The sequence below is a fragment of the Nonomuraea cavernae genome (assembly GCF_014646355.1).
GTDB lineage: Bacteria > Actinomycetota > Actinomycetes > Streptosporangiales > Streptosporangiaceae > Nonomuraea > Nonomuraea cavernae.
This window is the reverse complement of record NZ_BMNH01000001.1, coordinates 51,527-78,379: the sequence shown is the minus strand read 5'-3', so window position 1 is coordinate 78,379 and position 26,853 is coordinate 51,527. Positions and strand designations below refer to the sequence as shown.

Here is a 26,853-nt window from a genome sequence, read left to right as displayed (position 1 = left end):
GGCCGGGAGTGCTGACACACCAGCGCTGACGGCGTGGAGTCGGAGCGGCGGGCTCGGCGTGAGGGCCGAGCCCGCCCCGGTCAGCTGGCGCCCGATGGGCCGCGTGGGGAGATCAGTCCGGTTTCGTAGGCCAGCACGACGGCTTGGACACGGTCGCGGAGGCCGAGTTTGGACAGGATGCGGGCGACGTGGGTTTTCACCGTCGTCGCGCTGAGCGTCAGCCGGTCGGCGAGTTCGGCGTTGCTCAGGCCGGTGGCGAGCAGGCGTAGTACTTCGAGTTCGCGTGGCGTCAGTTCGGACAGATCGCGGTGGAGATCGGCCTTCGCCTGGTCTCGGGATGCGAACCGCTCGATGAGGCGGCGCGTGATGGTCGGTGCGAGCAGGGCGTCGCCGGAGCGCACCAGACGTACCGCGGCCACCAGGTGCTCGGGGCTGACGTCTTTGAGCAGGAAGCCGCTGGCGCCGGCGGTGAGGGCAGCATAGACGTAGTGGTCGAGATCGTACGTGGTCAGGATGACGACGCGGGTCTCGTTCGCTCCACCGCTCATGATCTGGCGGGTGGCTTCGATGCCGTCCATCCGCGGCATCCGGATGTCCATGAGCACGACGTCCGGCCTGGTGCTCCGTACGGCGGCGACCGCTTCGGCACCGTCGGCCGCCTCCGCCGCGACCTCGATGCCGTCGGCGGAGAGGATCATCCGAAACCCGGTGCGGACCAGCGCCTGGTCGTCGGCGATCACCGCGCGCAGCGGCCCGCTCATGCGGCGGTCCACGGAAGGCGGGCCGTGATCCGATACCCGCCCTCGGTTCTGGGGCCGGCGACCAGGGTTCCGCCGTAGACGGCCAGCCGTTCACGCAGCCCGATCAGCCCGCGGCCGTTGCCGGCCCGCGACTGGGGGCCCGGCACGCCGCCGGTGTCGGTGACCTCGATCTCCAGCCAGTCGCCGCTGTGGCCGATCGCGATGGACGCCGCCGCGCCGACCGCGTGCTTCATCGTGTTGGTCAACGCCTCCTGCACGACGCGGTAGACGGTGAGGCCGACCCCGTCGGGCAGGGGGCTCGGCGGCGAGAGCGCGACGTCCACCGGCACCCCCGCGGCGCGTACCCGCTCGACGAGGCCGCCGAGTTGGTCGAGTCCGGGTTGCGGTTCGAGGCCATCGCTCCGGCTGTCCACGTGCCCGTCTTCCTGTCCTGCGAGCAGGCCCATGACGTTGCGCAGTTCGGCCATGGCGGCTCGACCGCTGCTTTCGATCGCGAGCAGTGCCTGCTTGGACAGCTCGGGCTCGACGTCCATCACTTTGCGCGCCGCGCCCGCCTGGATCACCATCACACTCACATTGTGGGTCACCACATCGTGGAGTTCGGCGGCGATCCGGGAACGCTCGGCCTCGACTGCCTGCCGCATGGCGTCCTCCTGGGCCTGCTGAAGTTCGGTGAGCCGATCCCGGCTCCGCCGCAGGTAGCGGACGATGCTCGCGCAGACCCCGGCGCTCAGCAGGACGACGTAAGGCCCCAGCCAACTGGGAAGACTGGGGAGGCTGGACGCGATGTCCCGGTCCAGGGCACCGACGAGCACGGCCGCGAGCAGGAGGCCGGCCACCGCGGGCACTCGGTTGCGGCTGTGGGCGATGGCGCTGTAGCCGGCGATCGCGCAGGTCAGCACGGTGATCCACGTCTGACCGCCGTTCGTGGCCAGCGCCGCGAACACCACCACCCAGAAGGTGGTGAGCGGATACCGGCGCCGGGCCGCCAGCGGCAAGGCGGTCAGCGCCACCAGGAGCAGGGGCGGCTCCTCGGAGACGGCGCCATGCGGCGGGTCGATCCACGCAGGGGCGGACGGCTGGGCGCCGATGCTCACGCCCGGTAGCTCCGGAGGAGACGGGACCACCGGAGACGGGACCACCGGAGGAGACGGGACCACTGGAGGGGACGGGACCACCGGGGGAGACGGCAGTTGCAGCCATTCGGCCAGAGGGTGTGACCGCACGTCGACGCGATGAACCGGGCCTTGGAGCCCTGCCGCGGCCATCAGCGCGATGACGGTCAGGAAGATCGCGAGCAGTGCGTCGGCGGCGAGAGCCCTGCGAGACGGACGGACGGTTCGCGGTTCCGGACGCAATATGTCCCGCACGTACTGCCGCCAAAACCGTCGTTCGTCTGTTGCCACCGGCACATTGTCACGCTCACGTGGTCCACCGCACATCGGCTCCAGTGACCACGGCGGTGTCCGCTGGGAGTACATCGCAGGGATGACACCGCAGGCGGGTCGTTCTCTGGAGGTATCCGATATGGGTACGACGGCCGACGCGCATGGACATCAGCCGCGTCTAGCCTCGTCCCTGCCATCGGGCCGCTGCGGGACTTCCCGCCTGAGCGGCCCTTTCGATCGGAAGGACGGACACGTTCATGGGGCATGTGACAGAGCCGGTGGACACAGGCAGGCGGTACGGCGGCGCGGGTGCCCCGGCGCACGCCGCCGGGGGAGGGGAGGCCGCCACCAAGCGGGGCATCTCCCGGATCCTGCGCGGCGGTGTGGTCGCCGCAGGGGTGCTCGCCTTCGTGGCGACCACGTCGATCACGTCGGCCGCCTCCGCGCGGTCCGCGCCTGCCTCGGCCGGCCTTTCGACGACGACGAGCAGCACAACCTACCTGCCCAAGCCGACCGGTTCGCATCCGGTCGGCACCACGTCCCTGTACCTGAAAGACACCTCCCGACCCGACCCCTGGGTCCCTTCGGTGAAAGCCCGGGAGCTCATGGCCTCCCTGTGGTACCCGGCCAAGTCGCCGGGCCGTAAGCGGGCCCCGTACATGACACCCAAGGAATCCGAGCTCCTCCTGAAGAGCGGGAAGATCACCAGCGTGCCGGCCGACACGCTGAGCAAGACGCGGACCAACGCCTTCACCGACGCCAAGCCGGCAGGTCGTAAGCGCGGTCTACCCCTCGTCGTGCTCTCCCCCGGCCACAGCAAGCCCCGGACCGAACTCACGGCACTGGCCGAGGATCTGGCCAGCCGAGGCCATGTGGTGGTCGCGATCGACCACACCTACGAGAATGTCGCCACCACCTTCCCCGACGGACGGGTGACCACCTGCGTCACCTGTGAGCTGGACAAGAATCCGGCATGGTGGGAGAAGCTGGCGAACAGCCGGGCGGCCGACGTCTCCTTCGTGCTCGACCAGGTGACCGGGTCGCAGTCGAAGTGGAAGGGCGCTCGCCTGATCGACACCTCCAGGATCGCCATGGCCGGCCACTCCGTCGGAGGAGCGAGCACCATCGCGGCCATGCTCAAGGACTCCCGGATCCGCGCCGGCATCAACATGGACGGCACCACAGAGGTTCGGATCCCGGACAGCGGACTGGCGCGGCCGTTCCTGTTCTTGGGCAAGCCGGCCACCTACACCCCGGGAGAGGGAGAGGCGGCCGCCACCTGGGAGCGCGACTGGAAGCAGATGAACGGCTGGAAGCGCTGGCTCCTGGTGACCGGGGCGGAGCACACCTCCTTCACCGACCTGGGTGTGCTGGTCGACCAGCTGGGCATCGACGTCGGCGCCGACATTCCCGGTGTCCGCGCCATGGACATCACCCGCAGGTACGTCGCGGCCTTCTTCGACCTGCACCTGCGCAAGAAGGCCCAACCCCTGCTGAACAAGCCGTCGACCCGCTACCCCGAGGTCAAGCACTGCTCGCCCGAGACGAAAACCTGCAAGTAGGACGCTGCCCGGTGCGGGCCAGTGCGCAGGCGGCCACCTTCTCGTCGTCGCGCAGCATGTGTGAGGTGCCCTAGCTGATCCAGCGCACCGGCTGTCCAGTCAGGCGGGAGATGGTCTCGAAATCGGCGTCGGCATGCAGGACGGTGAGCTTGTGATGCCGAGCCGTCACCGCGATGAGGAGATCGACCGGTGAAGCGCATTGGTGCCACCCCTTGTCGGCCAATTCGCGCTGCAAGGTGCTCGTCTCGTGCCAAGCGGAATCAGGGATCCCGTAGTGCGGGAAGGTCTCTTGAAGGAGGTTGCCGGCCTCGTAGAAGGCCGGTCGGCCGCCGACGGCCCGAAGATACTCTTGTCTGACCGGCTCACAGATGCCGACGAGTCCGGCGCAGACTGTCTGGTCCCATTCCGCGCCGACCTGACCATGGTAGAAGCGGACAAAGCGCTGGTGTCGATGAGGTAGGGCTCTGTCACGCAACGGCCTGCTGCGCGCCGTCACCCTTGTCGATGGCTGAGAAGTCGATCTCTCCTTCGGAGACCATCGCACGCATGCGAGCCACAGCCGCTGCCCGCCTGCGTCGATCGACGATCTCTCGTATAGCGGTGTTCACGGTGTCTTTCTTGGACCAGGTGCCGAGCAGCTTTGCGGCTTCGGCCAAGGCTTCGTCATCGAGATCGATCAGAGTCTTCGTCATGCCACCGCCTTGTATATACGAATTCAGATCAGTAGATCAGGGGGCGTTGGCCCTGGCGATTCTCGAGGCACGGGTTCAGGGCGGGGGCGTAGCGCGTGGAGGGCGGCTCTGGGGTCGTCGGCGAAGAAGCGGATGACGCGGGCCTCGGCGCGGCGGCCGAGGGGGCGGACGGCGGTGATCGGTTCGGTCAGTTCGATGATCAGGTTGGTCTGGGAGGCCACCGCCACGGCCAGCCGGTCGTCCTCCACCCTGACCGTGCCGTTCTCGTTGAAATTGTGGACGTGCCGTACCTGGGCGATCCGCTCGCGCGGGACGCGCAGGTCGAAGAACGCGCCGTAGCGGATGCGCACCTCGTCGGCGGAGACGACGTGGGGCCGGGTGACGCAGGCCGTGATGACCGCGAGCACGATGAGGACCGTGTAGGCGTCGACCACCAGGATCACGGTGCGCAGGCCGGCCGGCGCGCCGAACGCCCGCAGCAGGATCTCCGCGCCCACCAGCTCCACGACCATCGCGCCCAGGAAGATCGTCATCGTGGAGGTCTGTGCGCGGGAGTAGGAGACGGCGGTGGCGCCATCGGGCACGCCGTCGCGGCGCCGCGCGACCCACAGGGCCAGGCTGACCATGCCTTTCAGGTCGAATCCCACGATCCGCCGCACCTGTTCGGGGACCAACCGGCGACAGGCCGTCCGCAACGCCGTCCGCCGGTTCGCGCCGGTCCGGCGCTCGGCTCCGAACAGCTGGTACAGCGCTGCCGTCTCCAGGATGAGCACCGCGACGACGGCCGCCTCGGCCAGCACGATCAGTGGGAGAGGCAGTGACACGCCGGACACGAGCAGGACCAGGAGCACCAACTCCATGGGGACCATGGCGAACAGCGCGGCGCGCGCGACCCTCAGCATCCTCGCTCCTTCAGCATGATCACGAGCAGTCGGAACACCTCGATCTGGGCGGGGGACACCTCGGCGTACATCATCCCCAGCCACTGCCCGCCGACCGTGTCCGAGCCGGTGCCGGGCGGGGGCAGGCTCGCGATCATCGCCGACGCCATCTCGTCCGGCAGGTGGGCGGCGAGGTCGGCGGCGAGCGTGGTGACGCGGGGGTCGCCGGGGTCGGCGTCGGCCAGCTCGTCCAACCGGGCGTAGAGGGCGTGCCCCCGCGCGACCGCGTCGGGCTCGGTGAGCGGGCGGAACAGCTCGACGAACTCGGCCCGGTCGGCAGGAGCGGCCACGGTGTCCAGCAGAGCCAGCAGCTCCCGGTCGATCGCCGCGGACTTCGAGCCCTCGGCAGGGAGATCACGCAGCACCGCCGCCATGTCGGACGACACCGTCGAGTCGGGATGCGGGTCCGCCTCCGCCAGCAACGCGGCCAGCCGGCTCCGTCTGACGCCGATCGACTCCTGCTGCCGGGCCAGGTCGGCGTCCAGCTCCAGGAGCATGTCCCGCAGCTCGCGGCCCTGGTCGTCGGCCAGTGCGTCGCGGATCTCGTCCAGCGACAGGCCCAGCTCGGCCAGCCGGCGTACGCGGGCGAGAGCCACCGCGTCCCGTAACCGGTACTCCCGGTAGCCGTTGGCCAGCCGTTCGGGCTCGGGGAGAAGTCGCAGGTGGTGGTAGTGGCGCACGGTCCGGGTGGACACCCCGACCAGCGCGGCAAGCTCGCCGATCCGCATGCCCCTCATTGGACACGTTGACGCCACGTCAAGGTCAAGTCGGCCGCCCGGCCGCGCAAGTCGATGGGCATTTCGAGGGTGAGGCGCGAGCCGTCCGGGAGCTCGGCGGCCAGGTCGCGCTGGTCGACCATGACGCGCTCACCCTGGGACGGGTCGCGGAAGCGGTGGCACGGGTGCCGCAGGGGTTCGGGCCGGTGTGGTGTCGCGGCTGGATGCTGGACGTCGAGGCGTACCACGCGCTGGAGAAGGCGCTCGGGCGGCGTGGTTGCCGGCTGCTGACCGGTTGGTGTGCGTATCGGTCGGGGCATGAGCTTCCCGGGTGGATCGACTGCTTCCGTGAGCTGACCCCGGCGACGGTCGTGGTGCCGATGACGCCGGGGGAGGCTCCGCCCGGCCCACGGGAGCTGGGCTCGCCGCCTTGCGGACCCGAGCCATCCGTTCACTGAGCGTGCGTGGGCGGGTGGCCGGGGCTGAGGTGCCTTCCCGGCGATCAGCCGCAGTCGCAACGCTGGCAGAAGGAGCTCTCGTGATCGCCGTTCACCCGGCAGCGCTTCGGGAATCGTGTAGGCGGGCCGCTGGCGGCGAGCAGGCGACGGGCGAAGGCGGCACAGGCGTCGCGAAAACCCGAGGGCTCGATGATGGTGAAGTCGGCGTCCAGGAAGGCGAGCTGGAGGATGAGCCATTCCCAGGAGTCGAGCCAGACGGTGACCCGGGTCTCCTGATCACCGACGCGCTGGATCTGCGCGTCCTGATATTTCAACGCGTCGGCGACCTCGTGCGGCTCCGCCCTCACCGCGAACTGGACGCGACGACGGTCGGCGTTCAGGCCCTGCCGGAGATAGGACAGGGCCGTGTCGGCCGGCAGCCCGCGGGCGGGGTGATGGACGCCGGTGCGTACGAGGTCGGTGACGCGGTCGATGCGGAACACCCGCCAGTCCCTCCTGTCCAGGTCCCAGCCCAGGAGGTACCAGCGCAGATGCAGGTGGATCTGCCGGTGCGGCTCCACCCGCCGCCGACCGGCCGTCCGGTGCTGGTCGGTGTAGTCGAACGACACGACCTCCCGGCCGCTGATCGCCTCGGCCAGACCGGCCAGGACCTCCGTGTTCACGCCGGGGGCGCGTTGCCGGCCGGTCTCCAGGCCGGCGCGCAGCGCGGTCGCGCGGGCACGTAGCCGCGCCGGGAGGAACTGGTCGAGTTTGCCGTAGGCGCGGGTGGCCGCGTCGTCGAGGGTCCCGTCCTCGTCCGAACTCGCGGAGGCGAGAGTGGCGAGACCGAGCAACGCCGCGATCGCCTCCTCGTCGTCGAGGACGAGCGGAGGCATCGTCCGGCCCGCCACGAGCCGGTAGTAGCCACCGGGCCCCGGTTGGGTCTCGACGGGATAGCCGTAGCCCCGCAGTCGTTCGACGTCACGGCGGACGGTGCGCGGGCTCACCGCCAGCCGGGAGGCCAGCTCTTCCCCGCTGAACGGCCGGCCCGTCTGCAGGGTCGACAGCAGGGCCAGCATGCGTCCGGTCACATCGGCCATGACCCCCATCATGCGGGCAATCGCGGTCAGGATCCGGCCACATCTGGTTCTACGGTCGGGAGCATGGTGAAGCGCAGCATCTCCATCAAGGGCGCCCGTACGAACAACCTCCGCCGCGTGGACGTGGAGGTCCCACGCGACCACCTCGTCGTCTTCGCCGGCCTGTCGGGGGCGGGCAAGTCGTCGCTGGTCTTCGACACGATCGCGGCGGAGGCCGGTTACCAGCTCAACGACACCTTTCCGCCGTTCACCCGGAACCGGCTGCCGAAGTGGACCCGTCCCGACGTGGAGCACATCAGCGGGCTCTCGCCGGTGGTGGTGATCGACCAGCGGCGCATCGGCGGCAACGCGCGCTCCACGCTCGGCACGATCACCGACACCTGGACCTACCTGCGGCTGTTGTACTCGCGACTCAGCGAGCCCCACGTGGGGGAGTCGAACCACTTCTCGTTCAACGACCCGGCCGGGATGTGCCCGAGGTGCTCGGGACTCGGCGAAGTCGTCGCCCCTGCCGTCGACCGTTTCCTCGACCTGGACAAGTCACTCCAGCAGGGCGCGATTCGGCTGCCAGGCTTCGGCGACGGGGGCTACTGGTACGCCAAGTACGCCGACATCGGGTCGTTCAGCCCGGACACGCCGCTGCGGGAGTGGAGCCAGGCCGAGCGGAACGCGCTGCTCTACGGCGGCGAGGCGGCGGCCGGGTTGGGGCACCGACCGCCCAAGGACTACGAGGGGGTCGTCGAGCGATTCGAGCGGATCTACCTGCACACCTCGGACAACACCTCCGAGCGCAAGCAGGAGACGACCCGCCGGTTCACCCGGTCCGAGGTCTGCCCGGACTGCGGGGGAGATCGGCTCAACGAGCGGTCCCGCTCCGCCACCGTTCTGGGACACACGATCGGCGAGCTGTCCCGCCTGGAGGTCGCCGAGCTCGCCGAACTCGTCCGGGGCATCGACGCGCCGCACGTCGCCCCCGTGGTGACCGCGCTGATCTCCAGGCTGGACGCCATGGACGCCATCGGGCTGGGCTACCTCACCCTGGCTCGGGCGACCACGACGCTGTCGGGCGGTGAATCCCAGCGCGTCAAGATCGTGAAGCATCTCGGCTCCAGCCTCACCGAGATGATCTACGTGTTCGACGAGCCCACGGTCGGGCTGCATCCGACCGACGTCGAGTCCGTGACGAGGCTGCTCGGGCAGTTGCGTGACAGCGGCAACAGCGTGCTCGTCGTCGAGCACGACCCCGCGGTGATGGCGGTCGCCGACCAGATCATCGAACTCGGTCCCGGCGCCGGGGCCGACGGGGGCAGGCTCGTCTTCCAGGGCGGCTTCGAGGAGCTCCGGCGCGCCGACACCTGCACCGGTCGCGCGCTGTCGCGGCCTCGGCCAGGCAAGCGGACTCCGCGTACGGCCAGGGGCACGATCACGATCACCGACGCGACGCGTAACAACCTGCGGCATGTCACCACCGGCATTCCCGTCGGCGTGATGACCGCCCTCACCGGCGTCGCGGGCTCCGGAAAGTCCAGCCTCGCCGCCGAGCTGGTCGAGCAGCACGAGGTCACCGTCATCGACCAGCGGCCGGTCAGCACCAACCGCCGGTCCACCCCCGTCACCTACACCGGCATCGCGCCGGCCATCCGCAAGCTGTTCGCCCGGCACAACGGTGTTCCCGCCGCGCTGTTCAGCGCCAACTCGGCAGGGGCCTGCCCCGAGTGCGACGGCCTCGGGATCGTGTACACCGACCTGGCCTTCATGGACGGTCAGGAAGCCGTCTGCGAGGTCTGCCAAGGGCGACGCTTCGTGCCCGAGGTGCTCGCCTACACCGTCGACGGGCTGTCCATCGCCGACGTCGAGGCTCTCTCCGTCGACCAGGCCAGGGACCGGTTGCCCGACAAGCACGTCGCCAAGGCCCTCCGGCACCTGTCAGAGGTCGGTCTCGGCTACCTCCGGCTGGGCCAGTCGCTGACCACCCTTTCGGGAGGGGAGTGCCAGCGCGTAAAGATCGCCAAGGAGTTGCGCGACACCGAACAGCCCACCGCCTACCTGCTCGACGAGCCCACGACCGGCCTGCATCCCAGCGACATCGACACCTTGCTCCGCGTGCTGGACGCGCTGGTCGAGCAGGGGCACACCGTGGTGGTGATCGAGCACAACCTGGACGTCGTCCGCCACGCCGACTGGTTGATCGACCTGGGGCCGGGTCCCGGCAGGCACGGCGGGAACGTCATCTACGAGGGCCCCGTCTCGGGCTACACGTGGGAGGCCGGCACGCCGACGGCACGAGCACTCGCGGCCCACGATCGGGCGGGCCTGGGCCGAGGCGGTTCGGGGCGCACCGGCGCCTTGGCGGTACGCTGAGCGTGCGTGGGCAGGTCGCCGGGGCTGACGGGCCTTCCCGGCGATCAGCAGCAGTCGCAGCCGCAGCCGTCCTCGCCCGAGCCGCACGAGCAGCAGTTGCCGCAGTCGCAACAGCAGTCGTAGCCGGAGCAGTCGCAGCGCCGGCAGAAAGAGCTCTCGTGATCATCGTCCCAGGCGGGCCGATACAGGCCGCAGGTGCAGCAGGTCAGCGCGGCGCACGCCAGTGACAGCAGCCCGCCGGGGTCCCGCTTCGGTGGCAGCCCACCCGGCGGCGCGCCGGGTTCAGGTCCGGGAGAGTGGCCGGGGCCGTGCGTCCCGGCGGTGGCGAAGGCCCGGGAGACGGCCCTGCCGGTCTCCCGTACCAGCAGGGCCCGCGTCAGTCCGGGCTGCGGCAGGTCCAGCTCGGCCACGGCGGCGCGCAGATCGGCGTGCGCGGCGTCGCAGTGGCGGCGCGCTTCGTCCAGGTCGGTGCCGGTGGCGGCCAGCGGGTTGTACGCCCCGGACGCACGGTCGTCGGCCAGGTCCTCCACCGCGTCGATCAGGTGTGCCAGCCTCCCGAACCCGCGCCCCGCCGCCTCCAGGGCCTCCTGGTTGTGCGGCTTTCCGGTGAGCACCGCGGTGTGCGCGAACGCGGCGGCCACGGCGTCCTCGGTGGGCCTCGTCAACTCCGGTAACCCGCGCGTCGCGACGCTCCCTGAGGCCGGGCCGCGTTCCAGAAGGGCCTGGCGACGGGCCGCCTCGGTCAGGGGAGCGGGATCGAACCCCAGCGTGGCGGCCGTGACGGTGCCGGCCGAGGACCAGCGGCGCGCCAGGCGGGTGGCGCCGGCGGCCACCGGGCGGCGAGCGTAGACGCCATCGCCGTCCGCCACGTGGTCGCGCATCTTTCCGGCGGCCAGGAGCAGCGACACCGAGGCCGCCAGCCGTACCCCCTCGGCCTCGACCACGTCGGCGCCCTTGAAGCCGCGCAGCGCGCACGCGCCCGCCCGACGGCGCGGCGCGGACGCGGGCGACTGGGCCTCGGTGAGGACGGACACGAGCAGGCCGTCGTAGTTGGTGACCAGGCGGGACAGCTGTCCGTGTTCGTCGCGGAGCGCCAGGCAGAGCCCGCACAGGTGGCCCATCCAGTCCGCGTAGAGCCCCTTGCGCATGACATGCTGACACGGGCGGACAATGCCGAACATACGTCCCCTTTGGTGCGTATTGCGGAGCCAACCGTAGCATCGGGCCGGTAGGAGCATGGTGGTGCGAGCGCCTACCTTGGGGGCATGCGCCTGACCGCCTTCACCGACATCTCGCTGCGGATCGTGATGCGCCTGGCCGTGGTGCGCGGCGACGAGCTGCTGACCACGCGGGCGGTCGCCGACGCGCTCGCGGTGCCGTACACACATGCCGCCAAGGCGGTGGCGCGGTTGAGCGAGCTGGGGCTGGTGGAGGCCAGGCGGGGGCGCGGCGGTGGGCTGCAGCTGACCGCGGAGGGGCGGGGCGTCACGGTGGGCTCACTCGTGCGGCGCCTGGAGGGCGAGCACGAGGTGGTGGGGTGCGAGGACGCGCTGATGCCGTGCCCGTTGCGGGCGGCCTGCCGCCTGCGCGGCGCGCTGCGCCAAGCGCAGGAGGCATTCTACGCCTCGCTCGACAGGCTCACGGTCACCGAGCTGGTGACCGAGCCGACCGGGCCGGTGCTGCTCACGCTGACCACCCCTCCCGGGTGAGGGACCGGCCATCGGCCCTTTTAATATGCATTCCAGATGCCAATTATCTGGAGGTTCCCCCATGCTGTCCGCGGAAAGCGCCGCGATCATCAGGGCCACCATCCCCGCCGTGGGCGCGTCGCTCGACACGATCACCACGAGGTTCTACGAGACCATGTTCGGTGACCGTCCCGAGTTGCTCGACGGGCTGTTCAACCGTGGCAACCAGCGCAGCGGCGAGCAGCGCAGGGCACTGGCCGGGTCCATCGCCTCGTTCGCCGGGGCGCTTCTGGCCAACCCGAACGAGCGTCCCGACGCCCTGCTCGCCCGCATCGCGCACAAGCACGCCGCCGTCGGCATCACCGACGACCAGTACGTGATCGTGCACAAGTACCTCTTCGCCGCCATCGTCGAGGTGCTCGGCGAGGCCGTCACGCCGGAGGTCGCCGCGGCCTGGGACGAGGTCTACTGGCTGATGGCCGGCGCCCTGATCGCGATGGAGGCCCGCATCTACGCCCACGCCGGCGCGCAGGACGGCCGCACCTGGCGGCCGTGGCGGGTCGCCGAGCGCCGCGAGGAGACCGCCGACGTCATGTCGCTCCTGCTCGCGCCTGTCGGCGACGACCCCGTGCCGCCCGCGCTGCCCGGTCAGTACGTCAGCGTCCAGGTGCTGATGCCCGACGGAGTGCGCCAGCTGCGGCAGTACACGCTGTCCGGTTACGGCGCCAACGGGCTGCGGCGGATCACCGTCAAGCGGGTGCGCGGCGAGGGCGCACCCGAGGGCGAGGTGTCCAACCTGCTGCACGCCACCGTCAAGGAGGGCGACGAGCTGATCCTGTCCGCGGCGTTCGGGGACGTGACGCTCCCCGAAGGCGAGGCGCCGCTGGTGTTCGCCTCGGCCGGCATCGGCTGCACCCCCATCACGGCCATGCTCCAGCACCTGGCCGACACCGGCAGCACCCGCCGCGTGCTGTCGCTGCACGCCGACCGGTCCGCGTCCGACCACGCGCTGCGCGAGGACATGGAGTCGCTGACCGCCGCGCTGCCCGGCGGCCAGAAGATCTTCTGGTACGAGGACGGCGACCGCGGTGTGGCCGGCCGGATGGACCTGGCCGAGGTCGAGATCCCCGCCGGCGCGGTCGCCTACCTGTGCGGTCCGTTGCCGTTCATGCGGGACGCGCGGGCCCAGCTCATCGGGGCGGGAGTGGCGCCACGCGACATCCACTACGAGGTGTTCGGCCCTGACCTGTGGCTTCCGGCCTCCTGAACCGGGACCAACGGCCCTACGGGCCCCGATCCGGCGACCGGCACCCTGGAAGAGGCGAGACGACGGATCGAGGCCGGAATGTGCAACTACTGCGGGTGCCGGGACTTCCCGCTGATCGGCAGGCTCTCCGAGGAGCACGTGCGGATCAGTGAGCTGGCCGGCGCGCTGCGCCGGGCCATCAGGGCGACCCGGTACGACGAGGCCCTCCCGCTGCTCGACCCGCTGCTGGCCGAGCTGCTCCCGCACACCGCCGACGAGGAGCGCGGCCTGTTCGCCGAGTTGCGCGCGGAGGGGTCGCTGGCCGACGAGGTCGAGCGGCTGTGCGGTGAGCACGCCGACATCCACGGCGTGCTCACGGGCATCGACCGCGCGTCGCCGGACTGGCCACGGGTGCTGGGAGCGCTGGAACTGCTGCAGCGGCACATCGACAAGGAGGAGCACGGCCTGTTCCCCGCGGCGGTCATCATGCTCCCCATCCCCGCCTGGGAGCGCATCACCACCGAGTCCGCCCGCTGACCGGGGGGACAGCTGACCTACCGGACGTGGGCTCCGGCACTCGCGCGTCATCGAGGAAGGGTCGAGGCGACCTCCCCGTCGGCGCCATCGGGATGGCGTGTGAGTGGAGGCCGCCTCGGTGTGCGACTTGAGAGGGCTGGTCTACCACCAACCACCGCCCCAGTCGTCCCAGTCGTCCCAGTTGTTCCAGTGACCCCAGCCACCGCCCCACCAGCGCCTACGGTGGCAGAAGCGACGGCGACGCCAGCGGCGGCCGCAGCCGCCCCCATACGTCCTTGTCATGATTCCTCCCCCATTGGCCTTCTTCCTCAATTTGGACGCTAACACCCAGATAGGGATAAATCACGGCGTGTGGTTGAGGTTTCAACGAGGCTTGACCGGCATATTCAGTACGACGGGCCGCTCGTCGCCTCAGGCGGGGTTGAAGCGGAAGTACTGGCCGAACGACCAGCGCTGCCGGAGGGCGCCGGAGATCTGGACCACCTGCTCGATGTCGAAGTCGACGAGCCGGTGCGCGCCGGGCACCGCCGCCGCCCGGTCCGGGTCCCAGTCGATGCGGGCGCGGCCGGTCAGGTGCAGGGCGTGACCCCCTTCCCAGTCGAGAAAGAGCAGGCCGCAGCGCGGGTCGAGGGCGAGGTTGCCCAAGGTCATGTACATCGAGTTGCCGATGTAGTCGGGCCAGGTCAGCCGCCGGTCGCCGGTCAGGGTGACGAACCCGGGGTTTCCGCCGCGGTGCGAGGCGTCGGAGCCCAGGCCGGCGACGTGGGTGCCGACGAAGAACGTGTCTGCCGCGACGATCCACCGCCGTTGGGCGGGGGTCGGCTCACGCGTGACGTGCACGGTCCTGCTCGCCGCCCGGACCTCGGTCTCGGTCACCGTACGGGTCTGGATGTACTTCGGGCAGTTGGAGTAGACCTGCTCGGTGCGTACCGTGAGCCGGTCGCCCTCCTCGCGGGCTCGGCCGTTGACCCGCATCCTCTTGCGGCTGGCCGGCTCGATGGCGAGCATCCCGATGTCCCGTTCGGTGGCGAACCGTCCGGCGAGCGGGTCGCCGTCGCCGGGCAGCCGGTCGGCGACGACCGTGCGGTCGTCGGGTGCGGTGACGAACCCGGGCGGGCCGGTGAGCACACCGGCCCAGACCGCCCCGCTCGCATCGGCGGCCGCGATCACCAGCAGGTGCTGCCGGCTGAGGAACTCGGCGGCCACCGGGGGGATGACGGCGCCGACAGTGTCCGACCCCCGGCCGTCGGCGGCGAGGCCGGCGCGCTGCCGTACCGCACGTTCGCCCGCGTGGAACATCGGGGACTCCTTTTCGCTCGCGGGGCCGGAGCAGGCGAGACCCGGCCCGGGTGGGTCGGTTAGAAGAAGCCACAGGTCGGCGCGCCCTGCGTGGGGGCCGGCGCGGTGCCGGCTCCGGCCGGGGCGAAGATCTCCAGGCGAATGCCGTCCGGGTCGGTGAAGAACACTCCGCCGGAGCTCGCGCCTTCGCCGTGCGGGACGACCCCGTCGTAGACCAGCTCGGCGCCGAGCTCGCGCAGGGTGGTCTCGGCGCGGCGGACCGCGTCGATGTCGGCCACCTGGAACGACAGGTGATGGAGTCCGGGGAGGCCGGTGGCGAACGTGCCGTCGCTCTGCTGCCACAGCGTGATCAGCAGAGTGCCTTCGCGGCCGAGGAAGGCGAACCTGCGGTCACCGTCGGTCTGCGCGCCGACGACCTCCAGGCCGAGGACCTGACAGTAGAAGGCGGTCGAGCGGGCCAGGTCGGTCACGTTCAACCCGACGTGGCCGGTCTGCAGAGTGGGCGTGCTCATGTGGCGACTCCAGGAGCTCATGGGAGGAAGGTCGGCCGATCCGTTCTAATGGCCGACATGAGGGCGTGACGTTAGAATGCAGCATGGCTCTAACGGAGTCAACCTGCGGATACCATGAGAAAATGGATGTGGCCAATCTCGCCGACGGTGGTGCCCCGGTCCTGGGCGAGCCGTTGCCGCTCGAGTTCGGCAACACCGTCTACGCGGTGCGAGGGCGTCCCCGTGACGGCCTGGAGACCGCCGAGCACCTCGCCGCCTGGCTCCGAGACGTGCGCGCCCGCCTGGCGGTCGCCCTCTCCGACGACGACCTGCGCGGCGTGACCGACGACGACCTGATCTCCGGGCGGGAGCTACGCGACGCCATCCGGCTCCTGGCGGACGCCGCCGTGGCCGGGCAGGACGCCGACCCCGACGCGGTCGCCACGCTCAACCGCCACGCGCGACAGACTCCGCGATGGCCCCAGTTGCGCATCACACCTGAGCCGCACGTGGCGGTGGGCACGGCGGGCCGGTCGGTCGCGGCCGTCCTCACCGCGCTCGCCGAGGACGCGATCCACCTCTTCGGCGGGCCACTGCGCCACGAGATCCACGCCTGTCACGGCCCCGGCTGCGTGCTGTACTTCGTCCGCGACTCGTCACGGCGCGAGTGGTGCTCGCCCGGCTGCGGCAACCGCGCGCGGGCGGCCCGCCACTACGCCAAGGTACGCAAGGTCTGAGCCCCGGCCGGCCGGTGGGTCAGCGGAGCCGTTCGGCCAGGAAGTCCTCCCAGGTGCGCTCGCCCACGGTGGCCCCTTCGAGGGTCGGATTGGCGCTGCTGGTGGTGCTGGAGACGTTGTCGCCGGCCGAGCGGCTGGCGTTCGTGCTGCACGACATGTTCGCCGTGCCGTTCGAGGAGATCGCCCCGATGGTCGAGCGGTCGCCGGACGCGGCCAGGCAACTGGCGAGCCGTGCCCGCCGCCGGGTGCGGGGGCAGACGCCCGTGCCCTGGCGCTTCCTCGCCGGATCGGCGTCATCTGGTAGCGGATCTGTCCGATAATCGTCGGACGTGCGTGAGTGGTCGTGGGGATCGCGTGGCGAGTGCCCCGAGAACCATGAGAAACCCATCTAAAGTTAACCGCATGCACTAGTTTGGCAACTGTGAGTAATGCAGACGTCGCCGGTGCGCCCGTGATTCGCCGGGCCGTCGTTCGGGTGCTGCGGCGCATCGGCCGGCGGGGGGCCTCGCTGGCGTTCGTCGGCCTGCTGGGCCTGGCCATCGCCGCGTCTCTGGAGTTCGTGCCGGTCGAGCAGCTCGGCACTCCCGCCTACGCCACCCTGTCCGCTGTCGCTCCGCTGAAGGTCTGGGCGCTGGTCTGGGGTCTCACCGGCGCGCTGTGCCTGGTGCAGATGTTCATGCGTTCCGACCGGGTGGCCTTCGCCGTCGCGACCGCCCTCCTCCTGCTGTACGGCCTGATCTATCTGATCTCGACGTTCACCGGCGACAATCCGCGAGGCTGGGTCGGCGGCGCCGTGTGGCTGGCCTTCGGCGGCTGGATCGCGCTGATCGCCACCTGGCCCGAGGCCGTCACGGTCGATCGGCTGCCGGGCGACGCGACGGACCCGGCGGTGGTCATCGTCGCCGACGCCGCCGGAGTCATCCGGTCGTGGAACCCTGAGGCGGCGGCCATGTTCGGCTGGACCACCGAGGAGGCGGTCGGGCGGCCGTTGACGATCCTGATGCCGTCCCGTTTCCGCGACCAGCACACCGCCGCGCTGTCCCGGGTGTGCTCCGCCGGCCGCTCCGACCTGGCCGGGCGCGTCATCCCGGTGGCGGGCCTGCACCGCGACGGCACGGAGTTCGCGATGACCCTCACCGTCAACGCCTGGCACAGTGCCGACGGCATCACCTACACAGGAGTCATCCGACCGGCAGGAGGTCGCAGTGTCCGGGCTGAGTGACATCATCGTCCAGCTCGCCATCGCCATCGTCCCGCTTGGCGTGGCCTATCTGGCGTTCCGCTCCGCGACCGACGCCAACAAGAAGACGCAGCAGACCGCGCTGCAGCAGGCCGAGCGCCAGGCCGAGTTAGAGCGTTCCAAGGTCGACGCCGAAGCGTTCACCCGCGCCAAGACGATCTACGAAGCCGCGCTCACCCAGATGGAGCAGCAGGTGGCCCGGGTGCAGAGCCAGGCCGAGCAGTTCAGCACCGACCTGATCGCCGAACAGACCACCGCCACCGCGATGGGCGGCCAGATCCGCCAGCTCCAGGCGCAGATCCGCGCCCTCGAGCGCACCGTGGCCGCGTTGCGGGCCCAGCTCATCTCGGCGGGGCTCTCCCCGGTGCCCGCCTCCGACCCCACCGGCCCCTTCTCGATCAGGCGCTCGCCGCGCACCCGGTTCTCGGAGTGACGCGCGGTGCACGCGCTCCGGCCCCGGCCAGGGGAGTTGCGGCTCCCGTAGGGGGAGGCGCGAAGGTGGGGGCATGCACGGCGACACGCTCCACTCGATCGGTGATCTGGCCCGGCGGACCGGGCTGACGGTCAAGGCCATCAGGTTCTACTCCGACAGCGGGATCGTGCCGCCGACCGACCGCGGCCCGGCCGGTCACCGCCTCTACGACAGCGACGCCGTCGCCCGCCTGGACCTCGTACGAACGCTGCGCGACCTGGGAGTGGGCCTGCCCGCGATCCGCAGGATCCTGGACCGGGAGATCTCACTCGCCGAGGTGGCCGCCGCGCACGCCGACGCCCTGGCGGTGCAGATCCGCACCCTGCGCCAGCGGCGCGCGGTGCTGACGGCGGTGGCCAGACGCGGCGCAGACCCTGAGGAGGCGCATCTCATGCACCAGCTGGCGAGGCTTTCGGAGGACGAACGCCGGCGGCTGATCGGCGAGTTCCTCGACGCCGTCTTCGGCGGTCTGGACGACGGCGCCGGATTCGCCGGGATCAGCCGCTCGATGACCCCCGAACTGCCCGACCACCCCGAGCCCGAGCAGATCGAGGCGTGGGTGGAGCTGGCCGAGCTCTCGCAGGACCCGGACTTCCGTGCCAGTGTCCGGCACCTCGCCGAGCACCATGCGGCCGAGCGAGCCCAGGGCGACACCCGGATCCCGCGCCGTGACTCCGTCGCGATGGTCCGTGACCACGTCGGCCCGGCCCTCGCGGCGGGCATCGACCCCGTCTCACGCCGGGCCGATCCGGTCGTCGCGGCGGTCACCGCCGACTACGCGCGTGTCTTCGGCTGCCCCGACGACGCCGCCCTGCTGGCTCACCTGGAGAGGGCGAACGACCCGCGCAGAGAGGTGTATCTGCGGCTGCTGGCGGTGGTCAACGGCTGGCCGGCTCCGGAAAGCCTGACGCCGGCGTTGGACTGGTTCATCCGGGCGTCGCGGGCCCGGGGGTAGGTGGGGGACCGCCGTCGAGGGGGCGTCGGACCGGTGGACAGACGCCCGGATGATCTGTCAGTATTTTTCGTATGATCATCGGAAAGGACGACGCCACCCTCATATGGTGAGCGTTCTCGTGCAGCGGGAAGCTGCCGAAATTCGCGAAGAATGGCTGGGCCGGGCGTTGTCGACGCTGCCCGCCGACCGTCCGGCCGCAGAGGCCGCCATCTCCGAGCTCTATCTCCTGATCGGGCTCGCTCCGCCACGTTTTCACTGGGTCTCGTCACCGGTCATGGCCCTGGCGACCATGCCTCCGGGTGTGCGCCCGCGGCCCTCCGAGAGCATCGAGCGGGTGTCCGAGTGGCCGGTGCCGGCCAAGCTCGCGTTCCTGATGAGGACGCTGTGCCACGAACTCGACGTCCAGGTCAAGTGGGTCCAGCAGCCGCTGGATCAGCTGATCCGGGCGCAGGTTCGCCGCTCGCTCTCACGATCCATTGACAGCTCGCTCACCATGCCGCTCCGGGCGGCGCACAACGCGCCGTACCGGATGGGCACCTGGTACGGAGTGCAGTGCGCCTCCTGGATAGCCCACTACGACGCCCTGCGCCGGGCGGCCGGCGTGGTCTTCACCCCCGAGCAGAGCCGGTGGCTCGATCTCTGGGCGGCGGTGACCGGGATATGCGGCTGGTGGTGGCCCCGTGAAGACGTGTGCGTCATCTCCGAGCGGCCCGTCGCCCTGCGCACGGAGGTGTGGGGCGACGACGGTGAGGTGCGCCCGCACTGCTCGGACGGTCCCGCGGTGCGTTACTCGGACGGGTGGGACGTCCACGTCTGGCACGGGACCCGGGTGCCGGCCTGGGTGATCACGGATCCCGGTGTCGAGCGGATCGCGCGGGAGGCCAACGTCGAGATCAGGCGGTGCGCGATCGAGCGCATCGGCTGGGCGGCCTACATCGACCGGGCCGGGCTCCGGCTGGTCGCCACCGCGCCCGACCCCGGCAACCCCGGCTCCGAACTACGGCTCTTCGACATGCGCGCGGAGACGAGGGTGCTCCTGACCGTCAACGGGTCCGTCGAACGCGACGGGCACCGCCGGAAGTACGGGCTGACCGTGCCGGGTTTCCTCGACGATCCCGTCGAGGCCGCCGGCTGGACCTACGGGCTGTCCGCCGCGCAGTACTCCCTTCTCCTACGCCGAACCTGAGGTGAATTCCTTGACAGTGACTCTCGCTTCGCTCTCCCAGCAGACCGGACTCGCCGTGCTCGACCACCTCGAACGGTCGGTGCGCATCCCCGTCGTCGACGGGCTCCAGGCCCAGGGCGACCTCATCGTCATCCCTTACGCCGTCGTCGCCTCGTCGGTGACGTTCTGGCCGGACCGCGGCTGGACGGACGTGCCCTCGGAAGGGGTCGAACTGCTCCGCGGAGCGGCCGGGGGCAACCCGCACACGCTCGTCGCCGACCCCGGCACCTGCCGGTGGACGACTCGCGTGCTGGACTCCGAATGGCTGGCGATCGGGGTCTTCGAGACCTCGGCCCCGGCCTATCTGCTGCATCCCGAGCACGGTGCCACGGGCTGCGCGCCGGGGACGTACGTCGTCCGGCGGCAGCGCGAGCGCGACGGGCAGCGGGCGCGCGTCGTCGCGGACTGATTCAGTGACCCGCTGGTTCGCCGACAGCGTGCCGCGATCACACCAGCGGGCTCGTCGCTGATTCCTAGTTGTACTTGTACAGCCTGGTGGCCACCTGGTGGTCGTCGTCGAACACCGAGGCACGGTACATGCTGATGGCGAGGTCACCGTGTTCGGCCTTCCCGCAGGTGTTGACCCCGGCCAGCTGGTGGATCTCGTAGCGGGCCGTCGGGTCGCCGCCGACGAAGTATTCGGCCCGCGCCTGGTGCTCGTCGGCGCCCGTGTCACACGCGAAGACGAACGTGTTCTTCTCGGCGAAGCAGGTGCTGGCGGCGCCTCTTGTCGACACGCAGATCGCGGACCTGGCCCGGGCGCCGGCCGGGGTGACGCGTGTATCTCTTTTCACCGGATATTTGGTGACGTCGCGGACTGTCTTCCATCGGCTGACCTTGACCCGTCTGTCGCCTTTGTACAGTGCCGCTCTGAACGTGATGGTTTTGCCGATTTCGCGGCTTCCGCGAATCTCGCCTTCGCGGGCGAGATTGTGAATGACGTACTTCGTGCCCAGGTAGCCGTTCAGGTAGTACTCGACCGCGGGATGGAGCCGGTCGTTCCTCGTGTCCTCGATCGAGACGCCCGGCCGGCTGCTCTCGTCGTCTCCCACGCAGGCCGCCGCGCCCCTGACCCGTACGCATTCGGGCTCGTCGGCGCGGGTCTCGCCGGTCTCGGCGGGCGTCGCGACCGTGGCGGGCGCCGCCGCGGGCGCCTCGCCCTCGGGACGGGCCGCACCGCTCGCCGCGGCTCCCTCGACGCCGAAGGCCATGGCGGCGAGTACGGCCACTACCAAGGATCTGCCTAAAGTCACTTTGGCCTCACCAGGATCAGGAGTCACGAAGTTTCGTGAGTGTGACGCACAGAGCCCTTTATATGGTTCCGAATGCGGACCAACGGACCTTTCCGGGCGCCTTTCCTCTGTGTCGGTGATGCGCGGTTTAAGCACCCGTCAACCTCCGGTAAACCTAGAAGGTCGAACGAAAAGGGGGCCCGAGTGGCGAAGGCGCTTGACCTGCTCCGCTCCGACCCGCGGACCGCGGGCTGGCTGGCCGGCGTGGAGGCCGGCGACTCCCCGGAGGTCGAGATCGTCCTGCCGGATCCCGGCACCCTGCTCGACCTGGCCGTGCCGCACGAGGACGTCAACGAGCTCGTCGCGCTGGCCGGCGAGCTGCGGGCCGACCCGGAGCTGTGGTGGCTGCTGCGACGCTGCGTCCACCGGCTGACGGCCGCCATCGGGACGATCGGCGACGCCTTCGACCTGCCCTGCCTGCCAGATGGGCTGGGCCCCATCGGCCGCTACTTCCCCGCCTACGTGTTCGCCGCCACGCTCCCCTACGTCCGGGCCTACCACCGCGAGAGGGGAGTGCCGGCCGACGTGTCGCGGCACACCCTGGCCGACCTCGGCCGCAACCTGGCCCTGCACCGCAGGCGGCACGGCACCGGCGGCGTGCTGCAGCCCTTCTGGATCAAGCTGCACTTCCGGGGCGAGCTCTACCAGCTGGGCCGCCTGCAGTTCCAGCGCGGGACGCTCGGCCGGCGCACCGGGCAGGCGGTCGCCGCGGCCCTGCCGCTAGGTCCCGGAGACCCCGCCCTGCACCTGCACATTCCCGACTTCTACGGCCCGCTGACCCAGGCGGCCTGCGACGACTCGCTGGCCCGCGCCCGCGAGTTCTTCCCGCGCCACTTCCCCGAGGAGAAATACACCGTCGCCACCTGCGACTCCTGGTTGCTCGATCCACAGCTGCGCGACCACCTGCCGGAGACCTCGAACATCGTCGGGTTCCAGCGCCGCTTCCGCCTCGGTCATCGGCCCGAGCACCCCCACGACAGCGGGCCGATCGAGTTCGTCTTCGGCGATCCCGACCTGAAGCCGGACGCGTTGGCCCCTCGCACCACACTGGAGCGCGCGATCGTCGATCACCTGCGGGACGGCGGCCACTGGTACGGCGGCAACGGGTGGTTCCCGCTCTGAACCGTCCCGCTCTGAACCGTCCCGCTTAACACGGTGTGCGAATCCGCTCGAAGCGGGATCATGTGGGCATGCTGTCCATCTTCGCCGCGGTCCTGGCCGCCCTCGCCCTCCTGCTGAACGGCGTCATGGCGGGCATCTTCTACGCGTTCTCCAACTCCGTCATGCCGGGCCTGAACGCCGTGGATCCCGCGCAGGCGCCCACCGTCATGCGCAGCATCAACCGGAAGATCCTCAACCCGGGATTCCTGCCGGTCTTCACGCTCTCGCCGCTCGCCTCCGCGGGCGCCGGCCTGCTCCTGCTGCTCGACGGCCAGACCGCCGCCGCGACCTGGTTCTTCGCGGCGGGCGTGGTCTACGCGCTGGGCGCGTTCCTGCCGACGGCCGCGCTCAACGTGCCGATGAACAACGCCCTGGACGCCGACCGGCTGGACTGGGCGGCGTACTCGCCGCGCTGGACCCGCTGGAACACGGTCCGCGCCGCCGCGAGCGTCGCCGCCCTGCTGCTGATCGGCGCGGGGCTGTACGTGTGGCGATGATCGGTACGGTCGAGCCGATCACATGTTGATCATGTGGCCGGACAGGCCGTGGATCGCCTCCTTGACCGCCTCGCCGAGGGTCGGGTGGGCGTGCACGTTGCGGGCGACCTCATGGACGGTGAGGTCCCACTGCTGGGCCAGCGTCAGCTCGGGCAGCAGCTCGGTCACCTCGGGGCCGATCAGGTGGGCGCCGAGCAGCTCGCCGTACTTGTCATCACTGATGATCTTGACGAAGCCGGTGGTGTCGCCCAGGCCGTGAGCCTTGCCGTTCGCCGTGAACGGGAACTTGGCCACCTTCACGTCGTAGCCCAGGTCGCGGGCCTGCGCCTCGGTGTAGCCGAAGCTGGCCACCTGCGGCTGGCAGTAGGTGGCCCGCGGGATCATCACGTAGTCGAGCTCCATCGTCTCGGCGTCGCCGATGGTCTCGGCCGCGATGATGCCCATCGCCTCGGCCGCGTGGGCCAGCATGAGCTTGGCGGTGACGTCGCCGATGGCGAAGATGTGCGGCACGTTGGTCCGGCAGCGGCCGTCGATCGCGATCGCGCCCCGGTCGGTCAGGGCCACGCCGGTCTTCTCCAGCCCGTAGCCGTCGACCCGCGGCGCGAAGCCGATCGCCTGCAGCACCTTGTCGGCCTCGAGCACCTGCTGCTGCCCGTCGCGGCTGACGGTCACCTTGACGGAGGAGCCGGTGTCGGTGATGTCCTCCACGCGGGTCGAGGTCAGCACCTCGATGCCGAGCCGCTTGTAGCGCTTGGCCAGCTCGGCCGACACCTCCTCGTCCTCCAGCGGCACCAGCCGGTCGAGGAACTCCACGATCGTCACCTTGACGCCGTAGTTGCGCAGCACGTACGCGAACTCCACGCCGATCGCGCCGGCGCCCGCGATGATGATGCTGCCCGGCAACTGCTCGGAGAGGATCTGCTCCTCGTACGTCACCACCCGCTCTGACAGGCTGGTGCCCGGGATCAACCTGGTGGTGGCGCCTGTAGCGATGATGCAGTGGTCGAAGGTGACGGTCTCGCCGTTGATCTGGATCGTGTTGGCGTCCAGGAAAGTGCCACGGCCGTCGTACTCGGTGATGGCGTTCTTCTTCATCAGGTAGTGGACGCCCTTGACCCGGCCGTCGGCCACCTTGCGGCTGCGCGTGTAGGCGGCGCCGTAGTCGAAGGTCACCTCGCCGCTGATGCCGAACGTCTTGGCCTCGTTGTGGAAGATGTGGGCCAGCTCGGCGTTGCGCAGCAGCGCCTTGGACGGGATGCATCCCACGTTCAGGCAGACGCCACCCCAGTATTTCTCCTCGATGACCGCTGCGCGCAGCCCGAGCTGGGCGGCGCGGACCGCGGCCGTGTATCCTCCTGGACCCGCGCCGAGAACGACGACGTCATAGTGAGAGCTCATGAGTCGGACCATACCGCCCGCCCGGCTCTACCCCTGACCGCCGCCCTCGCCCTGATGTCCTGCCCCCTGTCGTGCTCCGGCCGATGATCTGGCGAGCAGCTTCCGGACGTGGTCGCACAGCACGCGGGCCTCGTTGTGCTCGGTGTCCTTGGCCGCGTAGAGCAGCGTCACCGGGCCGCGCCTGGCGGCGTCCAGCAGCGGCCGCAGGGCGTCGGGATGCTGGTCGAGCTGGGCCCGGTAGCGCGAGGCGAACTCCTGGTAACGCTCGGGGCGGTGACCGAACCACTGGCGCAGCTCGGTCGCGGGCGCGAGATCCTTCAGCCAGCCGTCCAGGTGCAGGTCGGCCTTGCGGACGCCGCGCGGCCAGAGCCGGTCGACGAGGAACACCGTCCCCTCGGCGGGTTCGTGGTCGTAGACGCGTTGGATTCTGACAGGTCCCATACAGGTCGCGTACCCGGGCGGGCCGCGATCATCGCGCGCGACGCCGGGTTGGTAGCCTGACCTCTTGATGTATCGCCTCGTATTCACGCAGGTCTTGCGACGTTTCGACGCCGAGGCCGTGCACCACCTGACCGTCCGGGCCCTCGCGGTCCTCTCGACGCTGCCGCTGGCCAAGCGCCTGCTGCACCGGCGCCTCGCGCCGCGTGACCCGGCCCTCCGGATCAGCGCGTTCGGCGTGCACTTCCCCGGGCCGCTTGGGCTGGCCGCCGGCTTCGACAAGGACGCGGCCTGCGCCGAGGGCATCGCGGCACTCGGCTTCGGCCACGTCGAGGTCGGCACCATCACCGCCCACGGCCAGCCCGGCAACCCCCGGCCACGGCTGTTCCGGCTGGTGCGGGAGCGGGCCGTCATCAACCGGATGGGCTTCAACAACGAGGGGGCCGCCGCCGCCGCCCGCCGCCTGCGCCGCCCGCGCGGGCTGCCGGTCGTGGTGGGGGTCAACATCGGCAAGACCAAGGTCGTGCCGGAGGCGGGGGCCGTGGCCGACTACGTGGAGAGCGCCAAGGAGCTGGCGCCGCTGGCCGACTACCTCGTGGTCAACGTCAGCTCGCCCAACACGCCCGGGCTGCGCGACCTGCAGGCCGTGGAGCTGCTCCGGCCGCTGCTGAGCGCGGTCAAGGAGGTCGCCGACGGCACCGCCCGCCGCACCCCGCTGCTGGTGAAGATCGCCCCCGACCTGGCCGACGACGACGTGGACGCGGTGGCCGACCTGGCGCTGGAGCTGGGCCTCGACGGCATCATCGCGACCAACACCACGATCAGGCACGGCGGCGAGACCGGCGGCCTGTCGGGGCGGCCGCTCAAGGAGCGTTCCCTGGAGGTGCTGCGCCGGCTGCGGGCCCGCGTCGGCGACCGGCTCACCCTCGTCTCCGTGGGGGGTGTGGAGGACGTCGACGACGTGTGGGAGCGGCTGCTCGCCGGGGCCACGCTCGTGCAGGGCTACACCGGCTGGATCTACGGCGGTCCGCTGTGGGCCTCGCGCATCCACCGGCAGCTGTCACGCCGCGTACGCCGCCACCGCCTGACCTCCATCACCGAGATCATCGGCCGCACCGCCTGAGACCGCACCGCCTGAGACCTGAGACCGCGCTGCCTGAAACCGGTGGCGCGGTACGGCGGCGTGGCGCGGGTCCTAGGGTTGGACGGTGAACTTCCCACTCGCTGACGGCGTCGTCCTGCGTCCGGTCGCGGCCGACGACGCGGAGGCCCTCGCCGAGGCGTACACCCGTAACCGTGAGCACCTGCGCCACTGGGACCCTGACCGCCCCGACGAGTTCTTCACCCCCGAGGGGCAGGCCGCCCGGGTGAAGGACCAGCTGGAGCAGCGCAGCACCGGACGCCTGGTGCCGTACGTGCTCGCCGACGGCGACACCGTCGTCGGCTGCCTCAACCTGAACGACATCGTGCTCGGCCCCTTCCGCAACGCCCACCTGGGCTACTGGGTCGACGCCCGCTACAACGGCCGCGGCCTCGCTACCGCCGCCACGCTGGTGGCCTGCCGGGTGGCCGACGAGCGCCTGCGCCTGCACCGGATCCAGGCGGGCACCCTGCTGGACAACGCGGCCTCCCAGCGAGTGCTGGTCAAGGCGGGGTTCGAGCCCATCGGCGTCGCCCCGCGCTACCTGCACATCGACGGTGCGTGGCAGGACCACCGGCTCTTCCAGCGCATCCTCAACGAGCGCCCACCCGGGAGCTAGCCGACAGGGAGGCCGGCTCGGGCTCTGGGCAGCGTGACGGTCACGCTAAGGCCGCCCTCCGGGCGAGGCATGGCGACGGCCGTACCTCCATGTGCGCGGGCGATCGCCCGGACGATCGAGAGTCCCAGGCCGACGCCGGAAGCAGACCCGACGCGAGCGCGTTCGAGCCTGCTGAAGGGCTCGAAGAGCCGGGCGACCTGCGAGGCCGCCACCGCCGGCCCGGTGTTCTCGACGGTGAGAGCGACCTGATCGCCCAGCGTGGCGGTGCGGACCTCGATCAGCCCGCGCTCGTCGTTGTACTTGGTCGCGTTGTCCACCAGATTGGCGATCATCCGCTCCAGCAGGACCGGGTCGCCGACCGTGGGAGCGGACACCAGATCGGGACGGTCGGCCAGGTCGCGCAGATCCACCGGCTCCCGCGTGGTCAGCTCCCGCTCGCTCTGGGTCAGCAGGAGCAGC

General features: G+C 70.6%; 30 protein-coding genes and 1 pseudogene. 17 read left to right on the top strand and 14 right to left on the bottom strand.

Annotation, left to right across the window (positions count from 1 at the left end):
- Positions 1 to 80: 80 nt before the first annotated feature.
- Positions 81 to 761, bottom strand: coding sequence for a response regulator (locus tag IEY82_RS00405; RefSeq protein WP_189121915.1), 681 nt, complete (start codon positions 759 to 761; stop codon positions 81 to 83).
- Positions 758 to 1,858 (bottom strand): sensor histidine kinase, encoded by a 1,101-nt coding sequence (locus IEY82_RS00400; RefSeq protein ID WP_225261891.1) that lies wholly within the window; start codon positions 1,856 to 1,858, stop codon positions 758 to 760. Before IEY82_RS00400 ends, IEY82_RS00405 begins: the two co-directional genes overlap by 4 nt.
- A gap of 548 nt (positions 1,859 to 2,406) precedes the next feature.
- On the opposite strand from IEY82_RS00400, the gene IEY82_RS00395 reads away from it, so the two are divergent.
- The gene (locus IEY82_RS00395; protein WP_189121914.1) at positions 2,407 to 3,711 is read left to right on the top strand and encodes an alpha/beta hydrolase family protein; all 1,305 of its coding nucleotides are present in this window, start codon (positions 2,407 to 2,409) and stop codon (positions 3,709 to 3,711) included.
- A 70-nt stretch (positions 3,712 to 3,781) separates the two neighbouring features.
- Here IEY82_RS00395 and IEY82_RS00390 read toward each other — a convergent pair whose 3' ends face one another.
- Genes IEY82_RS00390 through IEY82_RS00375 form a run of 4 tightly spaced genes read right to left on the bottom strand, consistent with a single transcriptional unit; the run spans position 3,782 to position 6,072 of the window.
- Complete coding sequence (locus IEY82_RS00390; protein WP_229697495.1) at positions 3,782 to 4,186, bottom strand: PIN domain-containing protein; 405 nt, start codon at positions 4,184 to 4,186, stop codon at positions 3,782 to 3,784.
- Positions 4,179 to 4,403, bottom strand: coding sequence for a type II toxin-antitoxin system VapB family antitoxin (locus tag IEY82_RS00385; protein ID WP_189121913.1), 225 nt, complete (start codon positions 4,401 to 4,403; stop codon positions 4,179 to 4,181). Before IEY82_RS00385 ends, IEY82_RS00390 begins: the two co-directional genes overlap by 8 nt.
- Positions 4,404 to 4,426: 23 nt before the next feature.
- Positions 4,427 to 5,305, bottom strand: coding sequence for a hypothetical protein (locus IEY82_RS00380; RefSeq protein WP_189121912.1), 879 nt, complete (start codon positions 5,303 to 5,305; stop codon positions 4,427 to 4,429).
- Positions 5,299 to 6,072 carry a MerR family transcriptional regulator gene (locus IEY82_RS00375; RefSeq protein WP_189121911.1) on the bottom strand — a complete coding sequence of 258 codons (774 nt, stop codon included), beginning with the start codon at positions 6,070 to 6,072 and terminating at the stop codon, positions 5,299 to 5,301. The genes IEY82_RS00380 and IEY82_RS00375 overlap by 7 nt, the downstream gene beginning before the upstream one ends.
- A 17-nt stretch (positions 6,073 to 6,089) precedes the next feature.
- Here IEY82_RS00375 and IEY82_RS00370 point away from each other — a divergent pair, with 17 nt between their 5' ends.
- Complete coding sequence (locus IEY82_RS00370; protein ID WP_189121910.1) at positions 6,090 to 6,518, top strand: hypothetical protein; 429 nt, start codon at positions 6,090 to 6,092, stop codon at positions 6,516 to 6,518.
- A 44-nt stretch (positions 6,519 to 6,562) separates the two neighbouring features.
- On the opposite strand, the gene IEY82_RS00365 is transcribed toward IEY82_RS00370, so the two are convergent.
- On the bottom strand, positions 6,563 to 7,597 hold the full coding sequence (locus IEY82_RS00365; protein ID WP_189121909.1) for a helix-turn-helix transcriptional regulator: 1,035 nt from the start codon (positions 7,595 to 7,597) through the stop codon (positions 6,563 to 6,565).
- Between the two features lie 63 nt (positions 7,598 to 7,660).
- On the opposite strand from IEY82_RS00365, the gene IEY82_RS00360 reads away from it, so the two are divergent.
- Positions 7,661 to 9,958, top strand: a complete 2,298-nt coding sequence (locus IEY82_RS00360) for an ATP-binding cassette domain-containing protein (protein WP_189121908.1) — start codon at positions 7,661 to 7,663, stop codon at positions 9,956 to 9,958.
- Positions 9,959 to 10,002: 44 nt separating this feature from the next.
- Here IEY82_RS00360 and IEY82_RS00355 read toward each other — a convergent pair whose 3' ends face one another.
- Positions 10,003 to 11,139 carry a DUF5685 family protein gene (locus tag IEY82_RS00355; RefSeq protein WP_189121907.1) on the bottom strand — a complete coding sequence of 379 codons (1,137 nt, stop codon included), beginning with the start codon at positions 11,137 to 11,139 and terminating at the stop codon, positions 10,003 to 10,005.
- 84 nt (positions 11,140 to 11,223) lie between these two features.
- On the opposite strand from IEY82_RS00355, the gene IEY82_RS00350 reads away from it, so the two are divergent.
- The 3 genes from IEY82_RS00350 to IEY82_RS00340 all read left to right on the top strand — a co-directional run bounded on the left by IEY82_RS00350 (position 11,224) and on the right by IEY82_RS00340 (position 13,429).
- Positions 11,224 to 11,667 (top strand): RrF2 family transcriptional regulator, encoded by a 444-nt coding sequence (locus IEY82_RS00350; RefSeq protein WP_189121906.1) that lies wholly within the window; start codon positions 11,224 to 11,226, stop codon positions 11,665 to 11,667.
- Between the two features lie 61 nt (positions 11,668 to 11,728).
- Positions 11,729 to 12,913, top strand: a complete 1,185-nt coding sequence (locus IEY82_RS00345; protein ID WP_189121905.1) for a globin domain-containing protein — start codon at positions 11,729 to 11,731, stop codon at positions 12,911 to 12,913.
- 78 nt (positions 12,914 to 12,991) lie between these two features.
- Positions 12,992 to 13,429 carry a hemerythrin domain-containing protein gene (locus IEY82_RS00340; RefSeq protein ID WP_189121904.1) on the top strand — a complete coding sequence of 146 codons (438 nt, stop codon included), beginning with the start codon at positions 12,992 to 12,994 and terminating at the stop codon, positions 13,427 to 13,429.
- Positions 13,430 to 13,840: 411 nt separating this feature from the next.
- Here the strand turns inward: IEY82_RS00340 and IEY82_RS00335 are convergent, their stop codons facing one another.
- Entirely contained in the window at positions 13,841 to 14,728 is an 888-nt protein-coding gene (locus IEY82_RS00335; protein ID WP_189121903.1) for a pyridoxamine 5'-phosphate oxidase family protein, read from the bottom strand.
- 59 nt (positions 14,729 to 14,787) lie between these two features.
- Positions 14,788 to 15,240 (bottom strand): VOC family protein, encoded by a 453-nt coding sequence (locus IEY82_RS00330; RefSeq protein ID WP_189121902.1) that lies wholly within the window; start codon positions 15,238 to 15,240, stop codon positions 14,788 to 14,790.
- 122 nt (positions 15,241 to 15,362) lie between these two features.
- On the opposite strand from IEY82_RS00330, the gene IEY82_RS00325 reads away from it, so the two are divergent.
- The 7 genes and pseudogenes from IEY82_RS00325 (at position 15,363) to IEY82_RS00295 (ending at position 20,257) form a co-directional block, all read left to right on the top strand.
- Positions 15,363 to 15,956, top strand: coding sequence for a CGNR zinc finger domain-containing protein (locus IEY82_RS00325; RefSeq protein ID WP_189121901.1), 594 nt, complete (start codon positions 15,363 to 15,365; stop codon positions 15,954 to 15,956).
- Positions 15,957 to 16,033: 77 nt separating this feature from the next.
- Positions 16,034 to 16,225, top strand: a pseudogene (locus IEY82_RS00320) (sigma factor-like helix-turn-helix DNA-binding protein); the annotation flags it as partial.
- A 152-nt stretch (positions 16,226 to 16,377) separates the two neighbouring features.
- Positions 16,378 to 17,178 carry a PAS domain S-box protein gene (locus tag IEY82_RS00315; RefSeq protein WP_189121900.1) on the top strand — a complete coding sequence of 267 codons (801 nt, stop codon included), beginning with the start codon at positions 16,378 to 16,380 and terminating at the stop codon, positions 17,176 to 17,178.
- Positions 17,162 to 17,629, top strand: coding sequence for a hypothetical protein (locus IEY82_RS00310; protein WP_189121899.1), 468 nt, complete (start codon positions 17,162 to 17,164; stop codon positions 17,627 to 17,629). Before IEY82_RS00315 ends, IEY82_RS00310 begins: the two co-directional genes overlap by 17 nt.
- A gap of 73 nt (positions 17,630 to 17,702) precedes the next feature.
- Positions 17,703 to 18,623 carry a MerR family transcriptional regulator gene (locus IEY82_RS00305; RefSeq protein ID WP_189121898.1) on the top strand — a complete coding sequence of 307 codons (921 nt, stop codon included), beginning with the start codon at positions 17,703 to 17,705 and terminating at the stop codon, positions 18,621 to 18,623.
- Between the two features lie 118 nt (positions 18,624 to 18,741).
- Positions 18,742 to 19,809, top strand: a complete 1,068-nt coding sequence (locus tag IEY82_RS00300) for a DUF6745 domain-containing protein (RefSeq protein ID WP_225261887.1) — start codon at positions 18,742 to 18,744, stop codon at positions 19,807 to 19,809.
- A 16-nt stretch (positions 19,810 to 19,825) separates the two neighbouring features.
- Complete coding sequence (locus tag IEY82_RS00295) at positions 19,826 to 20,257, top strand: DUF8820 family protein (RefSeq protein WP_225262132.1); 432 nt, start codon at positions 19,826 to 19,828, stop codon at positions 20,255 to 20,257.
- 64 nt (positions 20,258 to 20,321) lie between these two features.
- On the opposite strand, the gene IEY82_RS00290 is transcribed toward IEY82_RS00295, so the two are convergent.
- Positions 20,322 to 21,077, bottom strand: coding sequence for a hypothetical protein (locus tag IEY82_RS00290; RefSeq protein WP_189121895.1), 756 nt, complete (start codon positions 21,075 to 21,077; stop codon positions 20,322 to 20,324).
- Positions 21,078 to 21,284: 207 nt separating this feature from the next.
- Here IEY82_RS00290 and IEY82_RS00285 point away from each other — a divergent pair, with 207 nt between their 5' ends.
- Complete coding sequence (locus tag IEY82_RS00285) at positions 21,285 to 22,262, top strand: acyltransferase domain-containing protein (RefSeq protein ID WP_225261885.1); 978 nt, start codon at positions 21,285 to 21,287, stop codon at positions 22,260 to 22,262.
- A 68-nt stretch (positions 22,263 to 22,330) separates the two neighbouring features.
- Positions 22,331 to 22,798 (top strand): anthrone oxygenase family protein, encoded by a 468-nt coding sequence (locus IEY82_RS00280; RefSeq protein WP_189121893.1) that lies wholly within the window; start codon positions 22,331 to 22,333, stop codon positions 22,796 to 22,798.
- Between the two features lie 18 nt (positions 22,799 to 22,816).
- On the opposite strand, the gene lpdA is transcribed toward IEY82_RS00280, so the two are convergent.
- Complete coding sequence (lpdA, locus tag IEY82_RS00275) at positions 22,817 to 24,196, bottom strand: dihydrolipoyl dehydrogenase (RefSeq protein WP_189121892.1); 1,380 nt, start codon at positions 24,194 to 24,196, stop codon at positions 22,817 to 22,819.
- A 27-nt stretch (positions 24,197 to 24,223) separates the two neighbouring features.
- Entirely contained in the window at positions 24,224 to 24,637 is a 414-nt protein-coding gene (locus tag IEY82_RS00270; protein WP_189121891.1) for a DUF488 domain-containing protein, read from the bottom strand.
- 67 nt (positions 24,638 to 24,704) lie between these two features.
- On the opposite strand from IEY82_RS00270, the gene IEY82_RS00265 reads away from it, so the two are divergent.
- Together IEY82_RS00265 and IEY82_RS00260 are read left to right on the top strand one after the other, a co-directional pair.
- Positions 24,705 to 25,757, top strand: coding sequence for a quinone-dependent dihydroorotate dehydrogenase (locus IEY82_RS00265; protein ID WP_189121890.1), 1,053 nt, complete (start codon positions 24,705 to 24,707; stop codon positions 25,755 to 25,757).
- Positions 25,758 to 25,842: 85 nt separating this feature from the next.
- The gene (locus IEY82_RS00260) at positions 25,843 to 26,394 is read left to right on the top strand and encodes a GNAT family N-acetyltransferase (RefSeq protein WP_189121889.1); all 552 of its coding nucleotides are present in this window, start codon (positions 25,843 to 25,845) and stop codon (positions 26,392 to 26,394) included.
- On the opposite strand, the gene IEY82_RS00255 is transcribed toward IEY82_RS00260, so the two are convergent.
- Entirely contained in the window at positions 26,391 to 26,804 is a 414-nt protein-coding gene (locus IEY82_RS00255) for a sensor histidine kinase (RefSeq protein ID WP_189121888.1), read from the bottom strand. The two genes, IEY82_RS00260 and IEY82_RS00255, sit on opposite strands and share 4 nt — an antisense overlap.
- Positions 26,805 to 26,853 lie beyond the last annotated feature (49 nt).

Coding starts and splice junctions, on each gene's coding strand:
- IEY82_RS00385 (WP_189121913.1), bottom strand. CDS start 4,403: ATGACGAAGACTCTGATCGATCTCGATGACGAAGCCTTGGCCGAAGCC.
- IEY82_RS00345 (WP_189121905.1), top strand. CDS start 11,729: ATGCTGTCCGCGGAAAGCGCCGCGATCATCAGGGCCACCATCCCCGCC.
- IEY82_RS00270 (WP_189121891.1), bottom strand. CDS start 24,637: ATGGGACCTGTCAGAATCCAACGCGTCTACGACCACGAACCCGCCGAG.
- IEY82_RS00305 (WP_189121898.1), top strand. CDS start 17,703: ATGCACGGCGACACGCTCCACTCGATCGGTGATCTGGCCCGGCGGACC.
- IEY82_RS00350 (WP_189121906.1), top strand. CDS start 11,224: ATGCGCCTGACCGCCTTCACCGACATCTCGCTGCGGATCGTGATGCGC.
- IEY82_RS00405 (WP_189121915.1), bottom strand. CDS start 761: ATGAGCGGGCCGCTGCGCGCGGTGATCGCCGACGACCAGGCGCTGGTC.
- IEY82_RS00265 (WP_189121890.1), top strand. CDS start 24,705: ATGTATCGCCTCGTATTCACGCAGGTCTTGCGACGTTTCGACGCCGAG.
- IEY82_RS00280 (WP_189121893.1), top strand. CDS start 22,331: ATGCTGTCCATCTTCGCCGCGGTCCTGGCCGCCCTCGCCCTCCTGCTG.
- IEY82_RS00365 (WP_189121909.1), bottom strand. CDS start 7,597: ATGGCCGATGTGACCGGACGCATGCTGGCCCTGCTGTCGACCCTGCAG.
- IEY82_RS00380 (WP_189121912.1), bottom strand. CDS start 5,305: ATGCTGAGGGTCGCGCGCGCCGCGCTGTTCGCCATGGTCCCCATGGAG.
- IEY82_RS00325 (WP_189121901.1), top strand. CDS start 15,363: ATGGATGTGGCCAATCTCGCCGACGGTGGTGCCCCGGTCCTGGGCGAG.
- IEY82_RS00340 (WP_189121904.1), top strand. CDS start 12,992: ATGTGCAACTACTGCGGGTGCCGGGACTTCCCGCTGATCGGCAGGCTC.
- IEY82_RS00330 (WP_189121902.1), bottom strand. CDS start 15,240: ATGAGCACGCCCACTCTGCAGACCGGCCACGTCGGGTTGAACGTGACC.
- IEY82_RS00355 (WP_189121907.1), bottom strand. CDS start 11,139: ATGTTCGGCATTGTCCGCCCGTGTCAGCATGTCATGCGCAAGGGGCTC.
- lpdA (WP_189121892.1), bottom strand. CDS start 24,196: ATGAGCTCTCACTATGACGTCGTCGTTCTCGGCGCGGGTCCAGGAGGA.
- IEY82_RS00335 (WP_189121903.1), bottom strand. CDS start 14,728: ATGTTCCACGCGGGCGAACGTGCGGTACGGCAGCGCGCCGGCCTCGCC.
- IEY82_RS00360 (WP_189121908.1), top strand. CDS start 7,661: ATGGTGAAGCGCAGCATCTCCATCAAGGGCGCCCGTACGAACAACCTC.
- IEY82_RS00375 (WP_189121911.1), bottom strand. CDS start 6,072: ATGCGGATCGGCGAGCTTGCCGCGCTGGTCGGGGTGTCCACCCGGACC.
- IEY82_RS00395 (WP_189121914.1), top strand. CDS start 2,407: ATGGGGCATGTGACAGAGCCGGTGGACACAGGCAGGCGGTACGGCGGC.